Genomic DNA, 13,906 nt, shown 5'->3' with positions numbered 1-13,906 from the left:
AGGAGGCAATCGATATGAACCGAATCCCTTTACGTAAATGGACCTTGTCTTTGTTTGCAGCTGTTTCAGTCATGGGACTGGCTGCTTGTGGCACTTCTACCAGCTCCACGCAGCAAGCCGCAACTCCTGCTCCTGCTCCAACGGCTCCCGCAGCCAGCACGCCAGCACCGGAAGCGTCCACGCCCAAAGTAGAAGGTACACTCAGCTTCTATACGTCCCAACCAGACGCGGACGCAGCAGCACTGATCGAGGGCTTCACGAAACAATATCCGCAGGTAAAGGTAGAGCTGTTTCGCTCGGGGACAGAAGAAGTCGTAAGCCGTCTGCAGGCAGAGGCGCAAGCAGGTCAGGTAAAAGCCGATGTGCTGCTGGTCGCGGATGCCCCTACGTTTGCCAGTCTGAAAAAGCAAGATTTGCTCATGCCCTATGCATCACCTGAAGCGGAGCAAATCCCTGCAGAACTGAAGGATGCAGACGGCACCTACACCGGAACCAAAGTCATGGCGACAGTTCTCGCTGTCAATTCCAGCAAAGTGAAGGCACTTCCAGATAGCTGGAAAGTGCTGACCGCTCCAGAAGCGACAGGGAAAGCAGTGATGCCAAGTCCGCTTTACTCTGGCGCAGCTGCCTACAACCTGGGTGTATTTACACGTCAAAGTGAGTTCGGCTGGGAATATTTCGAAGGTCTGAAAGCAAACCAGATGACAGTCTCAAAAGGAAATGGAGCTGTTCTGAAAAGCTTGGCTGGTGGTGAAAAAGAGTACGCGATGGTCGTCGATTACATGGTGGCGCGTGCCAAGCAAGAGGGCTCGCCAGTGGAACTGGTCTATCCGAGTGAAGGTGTACCTGTGATCACAGAGCCGATCGGGATCCTGAAGGCTGCGAAAAATCAGGACGCTGCAAAGGCATTTGTCGATTATGTGCTGTCTGAGGAAGGACAGAAGCTGGCGGCAGGCTTGGGCTACACACCGATTCGCAAAGGGGTAGCTGCGCCTGAAGGACTCAAAGCTTTGGAAGAAATCAAAGTGCTGTCTGCAAGCATTGATGAGCTGGAGGCATCCAGGGAAGCGGATAAAAAGAAATTTGGAGAGATGATGGGTGGCAACTAACTGGCAATCGGCATGGAGCGAACGACAAGTGGAGGGGCGGCGTACGATGGCCGCCGCTCCCAAGCTGAAAGAGGCGGCTACTTGGCTCGTGTTGGTGCCGGTCGCCTTCTTCTTTGTCTATCCGTTGTTGAAGCTGCTACTGCTCAGTGTAAAAACGGATGAGGGGATCGGATGGGGCACTTTTGCCGAGATGCTGGCAGATGCACGCACTTGGACCGCAGTCGTCAACTCGCTATCCGCTGCCGGAATCTCCACCCTGATATCCCTTGCTATCGGGGTATCTCTTGCCTGGCTGTGCGCGTATACCGATATTCGCTGGAAGGGAGCGATCCACGTATGCGCGTTGCTTCCGCTCTTGATCCCCTCGTATGTCATGACGCTGGCCTGGACACAAATGGCTGGACCTGCGGGGGTTTTGAACCGGGCCGCCAGCTGGCTGGTTGGCACTCCGGTAGAGCTGTGGAATGTGTATGGTCTGGACGGAATCATCGTCGTGATGGGGTTAAGTCACTATCCTTTGGTCTACATGCTGACGCTTTCTGTGCTGTACCGGATTCCCAAGGAACTGGAATGGGCTGCGCGCTCGTCCGGAGCCCATTCCCGCACGGTCTTTTGGCAAGTGACTTTGCCGCTTGCACTGCCAGGGATTGCCGGTGGAGGCCTGCTTGCCTTCATTTCCGGACTTGATAACTTTGGTATACCGGCTTTCTTGGGGATCCCAGAAGGTATTGCTGTACTGAGTACCTTGATATATGAGCAGGTCATTGGCTTTGGACCGAGCGCATTTGCCCGAGCATCCGTACTTTCGATTCTGCTTGGTATGATCGCACTAGCAGGAACGGGACTGCAATGGCTGCTGCTGCGCAAAAGTCGTGTGGATCAGACCAGTGCAGAGGATCGATCCGTTCGCCGTCCTTTGGGCAAGCGGAAAAGCTGGGTGGAGGCAGCAGTATGGCTGTTTCTTGTGGTGACGAGCTTCCTGCCGCTGCTTTCAATGGCTTCTACCGCGTTTATAAAAGCCTATGGTTTGCCGTTTATTAGCGAAAACCTGACCCTAAAGCATTTCCTATTCGTGCTCCGGGATCATGCCGGGACGCGCGAGGCAATCTCGAATAGTTTGATGCTGGCAAGTCTGGCAGGCGCGCTCTGTCTGGTGGTCGGTACCTTGTTTGCGTACTGGCGAATCCAGCGTCCATCCCCATTGGGAAAGGCGATGGAGGGAGCTGTTTCCTTGCCTTATGCTTTGCCAGGCATGGTAATTGGTTTGGCGATGATTCTGACCTGGATTGAGCCGATCCCAGGATGGCAGCCGGGCGTGTACGGTACCGTTTGGCTCATCCTGATCGCCTACGTGACACGCTTTTTGATCCTTCAGGTAAAAAGCAGCACCGTCTCGATCATGCAGGTAGGCAGAGAAGTCGAGGAGGCAGCGCGCATCAGCGGGGGGAGATTCTGGACGCGGTGGAGTCGTATCCTGCTGCCCTTGTATGCGCCAGGCATGCTAACCGGATTGTTCCTTGTCTTTCTGACGGCCTTTACGGAACTGACCATCTCGTCCTTGCTCTGGTCGTCTGGAGCGCAGACCATCGGCGTGGTGATCTTTGGCTTTGAACAGGCAGGGTCCACGACACTCAGTACCGCTCTTTCTACGATGATCGTGGCCGTGATTTTGCTGCTGTTGGCTGCGGGAGGATTGTGGAAAAGATATTGGCAACGGAGGGTAGAAGGATGAATGACGCGATGGTAGTGGGGGTATCCAAGCGATTTGGTGAGGTGCATGCGCTGCACCAGATCGATTTGCAGATAAAGAGCGGAGAATTCGTCGCTTTGCTGGGCCCGAGCGGCTGCGGAAAAACGACGCTGCTGCGTCTATTGGCGGGATTTGAATCGCCATCGAGCGGCGAAATCTGGCTGAATCACGAGCGGGTAGCGGACAAAAACCAGCTCAAACCACCGGAACAGCGGCGCATCGGTATGGTTTTCCAGTCGTTTGCCCTCTGGCCGCATCTGACGGTGTATGAGAATGTGGCGTTTCCGTTGCGCCATCAGCAGAATGTGCCAGAAGTTTATAAAAATAATCCCGGTGCGCGAGTGGCCGAGATGCTGGAGATGGTGGGCCTGGGAGGCATGGAAAAGCGCTACCCGAGCCAGCTGTCCGGTGGGCAAAAGCAGCGGGTGGCGCTGGCGAGGGCGATTGTGTTCAACCCAACGCTGCTCTTGATGGACGAACCGTTGAGCAGCCTGGATGCCGAATTGCGTATCCAGATGCGCAAGGAAATCCAGCATATTCACCGGGAGCTGGGAACCTCGATCGTGTACGTGACGCATGATCAGTCAGAGGCGCTGGCGATGGCGGACAAGATCGTCGTGATGCGCGGTGGACGAGTCGAGCAGGCGGGTACGCCGCACGAGATCTACTACTCGCCGCAGTCACCGTTTGTCGCCAAGTTCGTCGGGCGTGCCAACTTTGTCAAAGGACAGTGGGCGGACCCGCATACGTTTTTACTGGAGAGAGACGGGCAAGCATCGCTACCGCTCCGGGTCTCCCAAGATTTCGCTCCCTTTCATGCGGATCAGGTGCTGCCGGTCAGGCCCGATCAGATCAAGCTTCACCCATGGAACGAGGGAGCGGATGGTGTGAGGGGACGCGTCCAGCATGTTCAGTTTCAAGGGAGAGAGCTGCTCTATTCCATTCAGATTGGAAAGGAAGAATGGGAGGTCGCCTCTGATATCGGAACCTCGTTTTCCTATGGGGATCAGGTGGCTGTGGAGATTTTGGTATAGCGCAAAAGGAAGAAAAGGCAGAAGGCTCCTCGCAACGGTAGATCATACCGCTGCAGGAGCCTTTTGGTTGTGTTTCAGAGGCAGGAAAGTGATTTTTCCAAGTCCTTGTCCAGGACGTACACCTCGATTCGTTCGCCGATTTTGGTGCTGATATCGCTATGGCTCGACAGTACCTTGCAGCCCGTCATCCGCTCTACGACATCCTCCAATTCCTTGCTGTACATCTCCCGCAACAGCTCACGCATCTCTTTGACGATGCGTCGTCCCTTCTCATGACCAGAGAGATGCTTCTCCTCGACAGTGAGAACGCCCTTGAATCTGGCAATCACCATATCACTGACAATATAGGTCTTTGCTTCCTGTGGTCCTCTCCCGATCAGGTCGCGTTGAAACTTGATAAGCGCTTCGCTGATTTCGGACTCCAGCTTTTTTTTCACAGAGATGGCCAAGCGCCATTCCTCCCCGGATATTCGTTGTGACTTATCTTACTCAGCGGCTGAAAGCCTGTCAACTGTTGAAAAATGAGGGGGGTAGGTGACCTGTGAAAACGTGTGGATTCGAGAGGGATTCTTCATTTTGATGAGCAGGAAAAAGATAAACGAATGCGATTCATAAAGAAAGACACGATTCCATGAATTCTTGCGGAACTGAACGTTCACAAGAAGTGGGAGCAAGCGTATAATCAAAGCACGATAAAGAAATAGGCAAACAAACGGCCTAGTCCCGAGCATCGCGGGAGCGGGGGAACCAATCTTTTGGGGTTAATCCTGAGTAATCAGGAGGGATGAGGAAATCTTCTCTGCCATCCTACCCGTCAGCTAACCTCGTCGGCCAAAGCAGGGAAGGTCGTGCAGTGATGAAGTCTGGGCTAAGAATGCGCCAGAAGGAGAGTTCCTCTCGGGCGTGTGATAGGCTGATGCAGGCTTTTTCTTTGGGACCTTTGTTCCGGAGGGAAAGGATGTATCGGTCTATTTTTTATGGGGAAATCAACGGGCAGCTTATCCATATGCAGTCCAATGGCTGCAGATGGATAAGAGGTAGTGGGTCACGTCATAAACCGAGTAACGTAGACGAAAAACAATGGATCCTGAACAGGAAGACAGAGTACAGGGAGTCCACAATGTGGGACGCCAGGTATTACGTAGGCCTGCGGATTTCGATTAGCAACCATGCTTTGGTTTGCTGTGGAATTTCGCAGTTTTTTGTATTGCGCAAAAATGTGAAGCGAGGGAAGAGAATGCCCAAAATTCAGGTGAGACAGCTATCAAAGGTGTTTGGTAGACAACCGCAGCTAGCATTGAAGCTTTTGGCAGAGGGGTGGACAAAGGAACAAATTTTTAGGCAGACCGGTCTTTCCGTCGGCGTTAACCAAGTGAGTTTTGACGTGGAGGAAGGAGAAATATTTGTCATTATGGGTCTCTCCGGAAGCGGCAAGTCCACTTTGGTCCGACTGTGCAATCGGCTGATTGAACCGACGAGCGGAACCATTTTCATTGATGGAGAAGAGATCATCGGCATGAATGCCACTCAATTGCGCGAGGTGCGGAGAAAGAAACTGGGGATGGTGTTCCAAAACTTCGCTCTCTTTCCGCAGCGGACAGTTCGTGAAAACGTTGAATTTGGTCTGGAGATTCAGCATGTTCCGGTGGATGCCCGGCAAGAAAAAGCAAGAGAAGCCATCGCTCTCGTTGGTTTAGAGGAGTGGGAGAATGCCTACCCGGTTCAATTAAGCGGCGGTATGCGCCAGCGGGTCGGACTGGCACGTGCGCTTGCCAACAATCCCGATGTTCTCTTGATGGATGAAGCGTTTAGTGCACTAGACCCTTTGATTCGAAAAGATATGCAGGATGAACTTCTGGAGTTGCAGATGACGATGAAAAAGACGATCTTGTTTATTACTCACGACCTTCATGAAGCATTGCGATTGGGAGACCGTATCGCGCTTATGAGGGATGGGCAGTTGATTCAAGTAGGACGACCGGAAGAGATCATGACCGATCCGGCAGATGAGTTCGTGAAAAAATTCGTGGAGGATGCAGACTTGTCCAGAGTTCTTGTAGCAAAGAATGTGATGAAGCGGGCAGAAGCGATCACGCCGGATAAAGGGGCGCGTGTCGCGCTTCAGCTCATGATGGATAACGGTGTGTCCAGCTTGTATATCGTGGACAAAAAACGATCGCTGCTGGGATTGGTTTCTGCCTACGATGTATCGCTCGCAATCAGTACGGGTGAGACACTTTCGACTATTATGAAAACGGACATTCCGACAGTTTCACCGGATACACTCCTGCACGATTTGATTCCCATGATGGCAGATGTGCATGTCCCCATTGCGGTAGTAGGCGAGCAACAGCGTTTGCTGGGTGTCCTTGTAAAAGGGGCGGTATTGGGTGGTCTGGTTGGAAAAGTAAATATTTCGGATGAACGGATAGAGCGATTGAGGGTAGAGGTGAAGAGCGATGGACTCCGTGCCTAAGGTCCCGATCGATAAGTGGGTAGAAGGATTCGTAGCGTTTCTTGGTGAGTACAGAGGGGAGCTGTTTGATCCGATCGACTCTGTCATTTCGGGGATGCTAACCTTTTTTTCCACTGTATTGACAGGTGTTCCGTTTTTTATCATCATCCTGCTGTTTGGGGCGCTGACCTGGGTGTTTGGGAAGCGAAATACGATGATTACTACCGTAATTGGGCTCTCGCTCATCTATAACCTGGGCTATTGGGAAAATACCATGGAAACGTTGGGGCTGGTCATTGTTTCGGCATTGGTTTCCATCGTAGTGGGGATTCCTGCAGGTATCCTTTGCGCGAGGCACGACGCGTTTCGCAATCTGATGACGCCTGTACTTGATTTGATGCAAACGATGCCTGCGTTTGTGTACCTCATCCCCGCGATTTTTTTCTTCGGCTTGGGGGAGGTTCCTGGAGTCATCGCTTCTGTCATTTTTGCCATGCCGCCGATTGTGCGTCTCACCAATCTTGGGATTCGCCAGGTACCTCAGGAATTGGCCGAAGCGGCAGACGCCTTTGGCTCTACCGGTTGGCAGAAATTATGGAAGGTTCAGCTGCCTCTGGCTAAAACGACGATATTGGCTGGGATCAATCAGTGCATCATGCTTGCGCTCTCAATGGTCGTGATTGCAGCGATGATTGGGGCCAAGGGACTGGGAGCGGATGTATACCGCGCCATATCCCAAGTGGACATAGGTAGAGGATTCGAGGCAGGGCTGTCGATTGTGATCATTGCGATCGTCTTGGATCGAATTACACAACATGCAGGTCAAAAGGAGAGAGAAACGATATGAAGAAAACGATTACCGTTATCCTGGCTATAATGTTGGGTGCTTCTGTATGGGTGACAGGCTGCTCTCAGCAGGAAGCGAGCCCGACGCCTAGTGTAACGCCCCCTCAGACATCTACCGAAGCAGCCAGTACCTCAGTGGGTGAAATACTGGATTACAAAATCATCGGCATCGACGCCGGGTCTGGCTCCATGTTGAAGACAGCGGAAGTGTTGACGCACTACGGGCTGGACAATTGGCAGTTGGTCGAGGGCTCCGATGCGGCCATGACGGCAGCTTTGACCCAGGCGTATGCAGAGAAGCAACCCATTATCATTACGGGCTGGTCCCCCCATTGGATGTTTAAAAAAATGGATCTGAAGTATCTGGAGGACCCGAAAAACGGCTTTGGTGGAGCCGAACAAATCCATACCATCGTCCGAAAAGGATTGAAACAGGAGCATCCTGCAGCCTATCAGTTTTTGGATGCGTTCCATTGGGAGCCAACTGATATGGAGGCCGTCATGGTACAGATTCTAGACGGGGAACAACCGGCGGATGCAGCGTCTGAGTGGGTGAAAAACAACGAGGAAAAGGTAGGGAAATGGGTGGAAGGCATCCAGCCTGTAAACAAAGAAAAACTGACGATCGCTTATGTGGCATGGGATTCCGAGATCGCCAGCACCCACGTGGTAGAACATGTGTTAGAGAAAAGACTCGGGTATGAAGTGGAATTGAGTCAGGTGCAGACCGGACCCATGTGGGCAGGTGTGGCGATCGGTGATGTTGATGGCATGGTAGCTGCTTGGCTACCTTCTACGGATGTAAGCTACCTCAAAAAGTTCGGAGGACAGATTGAGGATCTGGGTCCAAATCTGGATGGAACAAAAATCGGATTGGTGGTTCCGGCTTACATGGACATCACGTCCATCGAGGATCTCAAGAATTGATTCGGGAGGGCTGTGTCTGTGATGAAGAATTATCTGGTGATCGGAAAGGGAGAGGCATTCACTTCTTTTGTCCAGACGCTAAACGGTGACAGTCAGCCAGCCTTTTTTGGCAGGAATCCCGGTGCGTATTCGTCGATTGCGGCAATGACGGGTGAAGCGATTCAGCGATTCGTGCCCGTCTCCTTTGACGAAAGCTACCGCGATCAGGATTCCTTGCTGGTGTATCATTCTGCCTACATCTTTCCTGATGAATGGTCAGAAGGGCGCGATTTTATTGCCTTGTTCCGGCAATTGGGAACCTGCCGGATCTTTGTGATGACGCATGAGCATCGCAACGTGACGTTGTACAAATGTTTGGGAGCGAACTATGTCATCGTAAGTAAGCCAGGATATACAGGATACGGGTGGCTGGCTGCACAAATCAGAGGTTAAATGGAACGGCTCTGCTGATGACACATGGACTGAACTCGTGTCAGAGTCTGCAATGAAAAAGAGAGAGAATCAACGAAATAACATGATCGGATGAGGCCTGACGTCGTTAAATCGCTTACATGAATAAAGAATGCACAAATCGTGCAAAAAAGACAGAAACAGAACATTAACAAGCGTTTATGCCAGACGTATAATGAGACTCGTAACCAACAATTGCAGATCTGGCCTAATCCCGAGGCACTCGGGAACGGAGGAACCAATCAGTAGGGGTTAATTCCACGCTTCATATGTGGAAGGGATGAGAAACTCTTTCGCCATCCTACCCGACAGCTAACTTCGTAGGCTAAAGCGAGGGAGGTCAAAAGACCGCCTGTTTGAGGAGGCCTTTTTTGTTGTCTTATGGACGGCCAAAGGACTTACTCAAAACGTTTTACAGGTCTTTTTCGTTTTGCTCTCAAAAAGAATAAGCTGTTCTCGGAAGAAGGAAACGGGAGACAAAACGCAAAGAAGGCAATCCATTGTCGGCTGGGCGTTAGGTAGACCAATGAGTACTTTTTCTCCGAATATTTGATCGTTTAACCGCTGGATGCGACGACTTCGTTCGCCTGTTCATCTGTGCTGGTCAAAAGTGACGATCAACGGGGAAATCGTAAGCATTGGTCTATTTTTTTACCCAACGGCAGGCTTTTTCGAAAAATAGGAAACCTGCACGGGGTAAGCGAGAGAGACGACTCGTCGATTTTTTAATAGGAGAAAAGGAGGAACGTGAATGGATGCTGTTTCCGTACTGCTATTGGCGCTTTCGTTTGGTGTATTTTTCGCACTCATCAAGTTTTGTGACGCGGTGGTAAGAGAACAGGGAGGGAAAGAAAAATGATCGTGTTGTTGTTGATTGTGGCCGGCCTTTCCATGTACTTGTGCCACGCGCTGATTTACCCGGAAAAATATTGAGTTTGGATCAATCCATTTTTATACAGGTAGTTAGGAGGAACTGTCGTGGACTTTCTTCAAATATCGTTGGTTCTGGTCGTGCTTCTCATATTGGCCATACCGATGGGACGATATCTGGCACTTGCCTTTTCGCTTACGACCACTCGATTGGACCGCGTGTTTGGTGGGGTGGAAAATGTCATTTATAAAATATCTGGGATTCGTGTAGCCGACATGACCTGGAAACAATACGCAGCAGGTGTGCTCATGAGCAACATCGCCATGGTCGCGATCGCTTATCTACTGCTTCGTCTGCAAGGATTTCTACCGGGAAACCCCAACAACATCGGTGCGATGGAACCGCTTTTGTCGTTCAACACCGCTGTCAGCTTTTTGACCAACACCAACCTGCAGCACTACAGCGGTGAAAGTGGCTTGTCCTATCTCTCGCAGATGATGGTGATCATCTTCCTGATGTTTACCACTCCGGCTACGGGGATCGCTGTCGCCATGGCATTCATGCGCGGGCTGACTGGCCAGCGTAGCATCGGGAACTTTTACGTCGACTTGATTCGTTCCCATACACGAGTACTGATCCCGCTTGCCATGATCGTCACGTTGCTTCTCGTGTCTCAAGGTGTTCCGCAAACCATGGAGCCTACTGCAACCGCTACGACAATCAGTGGTACAGAACAGCAGATTGCAAGAGGTCCTGTTGCTTCTCTGGTTTCGATTAAGCACTTGGGTACAAACGGGGGCGGATTCTTCGGAGTTAACTCTTCTCATCCATTTGAGAATCCTACACCTCTTTCCAACGTGATTGAGATTCTCTCGATGTTCCTGATTCCGGCGTCGTTACCATTTGTCTTCGGTTTTATGGCAAAGAGCCGCAAACAAGGCTGGGTGATCTTCGGGGCTATGGGCATGATGTTCTTGGCCTTCTTGATTACAGCGTATACCGCCGAGGTAAACGGCAACCCGGCATTGGAACGTGCAGGATTGTCCCAGCTCATGGGCAGTATGGAAGGAAAAGAAGTTCGTTTTGGCATCGCGCAAAGTGCCTTGTTTACCGCGGTTACGACAGCAGCAACCACTGGTACGGTAAACAATATGCACGATACCTTGACGCCGCTTGGCGGGTTGGTTCCTTTGGGCGAGATGATGCTCAACAGTGTGTTTGGTGGGGATGGCGTGGGAACCGTCAACATCTTGATGTACGCGATCCTGGCCGTATTTTTGGCCGGCCTGATGGTAGGTCGCACGCCCGAATTCCTGGGCCGCAAGATTGAGGGAAGAGAGATGAAGCTGATCGCCATCGCGATTCTCGTACACCCGCTAATTATTCTGGCTCCAACGGCTATAGCTTTGGCGACTGAAATGGGCACAGCGGGAATATCAAACCCAGGGTTCCATGGGATCTCTCAAGTTTTGTATGAGTTTACCTCGTCGGCAGCCAATAACGGTTCCGGTTTTGAGGGATTAGGCGACAACACACCATTCTGGAATATTTCCACCGGTTTAGTCATGCTGTTTGGTCGATACGTATCGATCATTGCCATGCTGGCGGTAGCCGGTTCCTTGATCGCGAAAACACCAGTACCTGAAACATTGGGTACCTTGCGTACAGATAACAGCGTGTTTCTGATGATTCTGATTGCCACGGTGGTGATCGTGGGTGCGCTGACATTTTTGCCAGTGCTGGCACTTGGTCCGATCGCAGAGTGGTTGACCATTCGATAATTTTAGAGGCAGAGGAGATATTTCGATGAGTAGAACGCGCACGGTGGCGCTTCCCAAAGATTTGTACCAGCGGGCCTTTGTCGATTCGTTCAAAAAACTGGACCCGCGCGTGATGATGAAAAATCCGGTCATGTTCGTTGTCGAGGTAGGGTTTGTGATTACTCTCCTCCTCACGTTTTTCCCCCATTTGTTTGGAGGAGCGTCCGACCCGTTTTACAACGGTGTCGTCAGCTTGATCCTGTTCGTGACCATCCTGTTCGCCAATTTTGCAGAGGCATTGGCGGAGGGAAGAGGAAAGGCACAGGCAGAAAGCTTGAAAAAAACCAAACAAGATACAAAGGCACGACGTCTGCAAAAAGATGGAACGATCCAGATGATCAGCTCCACTGAGCTGAGAAAAGGTGACATTGTCATTGTCGAAACAGGCGAACTGATCCCAAGCGACGGTGAGATCATAGAAGGCGTAGCATCCGTTGATGAATCGGCGATCACGGGAGAATCTGCGCCAGTCATCAAAGAATCTGGCGGTGATTTCAGCTCCGTTACGGGAGGCACACGTGTTGTCAGTGACCGCATTCGGATCCGTGTGACGACCGACCCTGGCGAATCATTCCTGGATCGCATGATTTCACTGGTAGAGGGAGCGAAAAGGCAGAAGACACCGAATGAGATTGCGTTAAATACCTTGCTGGTCAGTTTGACATTGATTTTCCTGATCGTCTGCACGACGCTGCTGCCGATTGCAACCTATGTGAATGCTGCTATTCCCATTGCAACCCTGATCGCTTTGCTTGTTTGCTTGATCCCGACGACAATTGGTGGACTATTGTCTGCCATTGGGATCGCAGGGATGGATCGCGTCACGCAGTTCAACGTGATTGCTATGTCCGGGAAGGCCGTTGAGGCGTCAGGTGATATCAACACGATTATTTTAGATAAAACGGGAACCATCACACACGGAAACCGGATGGCAGCCGAATTTGTGACCGTTGGGAAAACAAAACAGGAAGATTTGAATAGGGCGGCAGCACAAAGCTCTGTTTACGATGAAACACCAGAAGGACGCTCCGTCATCGAGCTGGCGAAAAAGCAGGGCCTCGCTTCCAGCGAGCTTGAGCTTCCTCATTCGGAAGGTGTAGAGTTCCGTGCTGAGACCAGGATGAGTGGGACGAATTTTGCGAATGGGGTACAAATCCGCAAAGGTGCCGTTGACGCGATCAAGAAACACGTTAGCGAACAGGGAGGGAAGATCCCGTCTGACTTGGAAGAAAAGGCGAACCGGATTGCGACAGCCGGAGGAACCCCACTGGCTGTGGCAGAAGGAAACAGCATTCTGGGTCTCATCTATTTGAAAGACACCGTGAAGCCAGGTATGCGAGAGCGTTTTGAAGAGCTGCGCCGTATGGGAATTCGCACCGTCATGTGTACGGGAGATAACCCGTTGACAGCAGCGACCATCGCGCGAGAAGCAGGGGTAGACGATTTTGTGGCGGAAGCCAAACCGGAAGATAAAATTGCCCTGATTCGCAAAGAACAGGCAGCAGGCAAGCTGGTTGCGATGACCGGTGACGGAACGAATGATGCTCCAGCGCTCGCTCAAGCTGACGTGGGTTTGGCGATGAACAGCGGTACCGTTGCGGCGAAAGAGGCCGCCAACATGGTGGACCTCGATTCCGACCCGACCAAGATCATCGAAGTAGTGGCAATCGGCAAACAGCTCTTGATGACACACGGTGCCTTGACGACATTTAGCATTGCAAACGACGTGGCGAAGTACTTCGCGATCATTCCCGCGATGTTCATGTTGGCTATACCGCAGATGGGAGCATTGAACATCATGAGCCTAGCCACACCGCAAAGTGCCATTTTGTCTGCGCTGATCTTTAATGCGATCATTATCCCGATCCTGATCCCCCTGGCGATGAAAGGTGTAAAATACACGCCGATGAGTGCGACGAAGCTGCTCAGTCGCAATCTGGTGATCTACGGATTGGGGGGTATCCTCGTTCCATTTGTCGGTATTAAGCTCATCGACCTGGTGCTTGTCGCATTGAATCTGGTGTAACCACATCGAAAAAGGAAAGCAAAGGTGAAGGGATATGTTGCTTGCAAATCTGCGTCTTAGTCTCGTCTTGTTGTTGATCTGCGGTCTCGCTTACCCGCTGGCCATGACAGGCATCGCTCAAATCGTCATGCCTGCGCAAGCAAGCGGAAGCCTGATTGTAGATGAAGCTGGCAAAGTAGTTGGCTCTGAGCTGATCGGCCAGACATTTACGGATTCGAAATATTTCTCTGGACGCATTTCTTCTATTGATAACAATGCGGCAGGTTCAGGGTCAAACAACTATGCTCCGTCCAATCCGGCCTTGATCGAACGCACACAAAAAGATTTGGCTGCCTTTTTGGAAGCCAATCCTGGTGTCAAGCAGGAAGAGATCCCGGCTGACTTACTGACCAACTCCGCTTCCGGATTGGACCCACATATCTCGCCAGAGGCTGCGGCCATTCAGGTGGAGAGAATTGCGAAAGCACGGAATCTCGATCCGGCGAAGCTGAGTGCGCTGATCGAGGAGAATACGGATGGCAGAAGCCTGGGTGTGTTTGGGGAACCGCGTGTGAATGTATTGAAGTTGAATCTGGCGCTGGATCAATTGAAGTAAAAGAGAGTAAAGGAGTGCTGGGA

The 13,906-nt window shown here is 51.5% G+C and carries 12 protein-coding genes and 2 riboswitches; of the genes, 11 read left to right on the top strand and 1 reads right to left on the bottom strand.

Annotated elements, in window-relative coordinates; translation table 11 throughout:
- The first annotated feature begins 14 nt into the window (after window positions 1-14).
- From EDM52_RS13375 to EDM52_RS13365, 3 genes are read left to right on the top strand one after another with little or no spacing between them, the layout of a single operon-like run.
- Window positions 15-1,109, top strand: coding sequence for an ABC transporter substrate-binding protein (locus EDM52_RS13375; protein WP_122909482.1), 1,095 nt, complete (start codon window positions 15-17; stop codon window positions 1,107-1,109).
- Window positions 1,099-2,841, top strand: a complete 1,743-nt coding sequence (locus tag EDM52_RS13370; protein WP_245996905.1) for an ABC transporter permease — start codon at window positions 1,099-1,101, stop codon at window positions 2,839-2,841. Before EDM52_RS13375 ends, EDM52_RS13370 begins: the two co-directional genes overlap by 11 nt.
- A complete protein-coding gene (locus EDM52_RS13365) occupies window positions 2,838-3,893 on the top strand; it encodes an ABC transporter ATP-binding protein (protein ID WP_122909480.1) in 1,056 nt (351 codons plus the stop codon). The genes EDM52_RS13370 and EDM52_RS13365 overlap by 4 nt, the downstream gene beginning before the upstream one ends.
- Before the next feature lie 74 nt (window positions 3,894-3,967).
- Here the strand turns inward: EDM52_RS13365 and EDM52_RS13360 are convergent, their stop codons facing one another.
- Window positions 3,968-4,342, bottom strand: a complete 375-nt coding sequence (locus EDM52_RS13360) for a Na-translocating system protein MpsC family protein (RefSeq protein ID WP_122909479.1) — start codon at window positions 4,340-4,342, stop codon at window positions 3,968-3,970.
- A gap of 255 nt (window positions 4,343-4,597) precedes the next feature.
- A riboswitch (cyclic di-AMP (ydaO/yuaA leader) is annotated at window positions 4,598-4,740 on the top strand.
- Window positions 4,741-5,130: 390 nt separating this feature from the next.
- On the opposite strand from EDM52_RS13360, the gene EDM52_RS13350 reads away from it, so the two are divergent.
- The 8 genes from EDM52_RS13350 (at window position 5,131) to kdpC (ending at window position 13,883) form a co-directional block, all read left to right on the top strand.
- Complete coding sequence (locus tag EDM52_RS13350; protein WP_122909503.1) at window positions 5,131-6,369, top strand: quaternary amine ABC transporter ATP-binding protein; 1,239 nt, start codon at window positions 5,131-5,133, stop codon at window positions 6,367-6,369.
- On the top strand, window positions 6,353-7,195 hold the full coding sequence (locus EDM52_RS13345) for an ABC transporter permease (protein WP_122909478.1): 843 nt from the start codon (window positions 6,353-6,355) through the stop codon (window positions 7,193-7,195). Before EDM52_RS13350 ends, EDM52_RS13345 begins: the two co-directional genes overlap by 17 nt.
- The gene (locus tag EDM52_RS13340) at window positions 7,192-8,121 is read left to right on the top strand and encodes a glycine betaine ABC transporter substrate-binding protein (RefSeq protein ID WP_122909477.1); all 930 of its coding nucleotides are present in this window, start codon (window positions 7,192-7,194) and stop codon (window positions 8,119-8,121) included. Before EDM52_RS13345 ends, EDM52_RS13340 begins: the two co-directional genes overlap by 4 nt.
- A 21-nt stretch (window positions 8,122-8,142) precedes the next feature.
- Window positions 8,143-8,553: a hypothetical protein gene (locus EDM52_RS13335; RefSeq protein ID WP_122909502.1), complete on the top strand. Its 411-nt coding sequence runs from the start codon at window positions 8,143-8,145 to the stop codon at window positions 8,551-8,553.
- Between the two features lie 213 nt (window positions 8,554-8,766).
- Window positions 8,767-8,913: riboswitch (cyclic di-AMP (ydaO/yuaA leader) on the top strand.
- A gap of 513 nt (window positions 8,914-9,426) precedes the next feature.
- On the top strand, window positions 9,427-9,504 hold the full coding sequence (kdpF, locus tag EDM52_RS25685; protein ID WP_122909501.1) for a K(+)-transporting ATPase subunit F: 78 nt from the start codon (window positions 9,427-9,429) through the stop codon (window positions 9,502-9,504).
- Window positions 9,505-9,549: 45 nt separating this feature from the next.
- On the top strand, window positions 9,550-11,223 hold the full coding sequence (gene kdpA / locus EDM52_RS13325; protein WP_122909476.1) for a potassium-transporting ATPase subunit KdpA: 1,674 nt from the start codon (window positions 9,550-9,552) through the stop codon (window positions 11,221-11,223).
- Window positions 11,224-11,248: 25 nt separating this feature from the next.
- A complete protein-coding gene (gene kdpB / locus EDM52_RS13320) occupies window positions 11,249-13,288 on the top strand; it encodes a potassium-transporting ATPase subunit KdpB (protein ID WP_122909475.1) in 2,040 nt (679 codons plus the stop codon).
- 34 nt (window positions 13,289-13,322) lie between these two features.
- The gene (gene kdpC / locus EDM52_RS13315) at window positions 13,323-13,883 is read left to right on the top strand and encodes a potassium-transporting ATPase subunit KdpC (RefSeq protein ID WP_122909474.1); all 561 of its coding nucleotides are present in this window, start codon (window positions 13,323-13,325) and stop codon (window positions 13,881-13,883) included.
- Window positions 13,884-13,906 lie beyond the last annotated feature (23 nt).

It is taken from the genome of Brevibacillus invocatus (assembly GCF_003710915.1).
In the GTDB taxonomy this organism is placed as follows: domain Bacteria; phylum Bacillota; class Bacilli; order Brevibacillales; family Brevibacillaceae; genus Brevibacillus; species Brevibacillus invocatus.
This window is presented reverse-complemented; position numbering and strand designations above follow the sequence as displayed.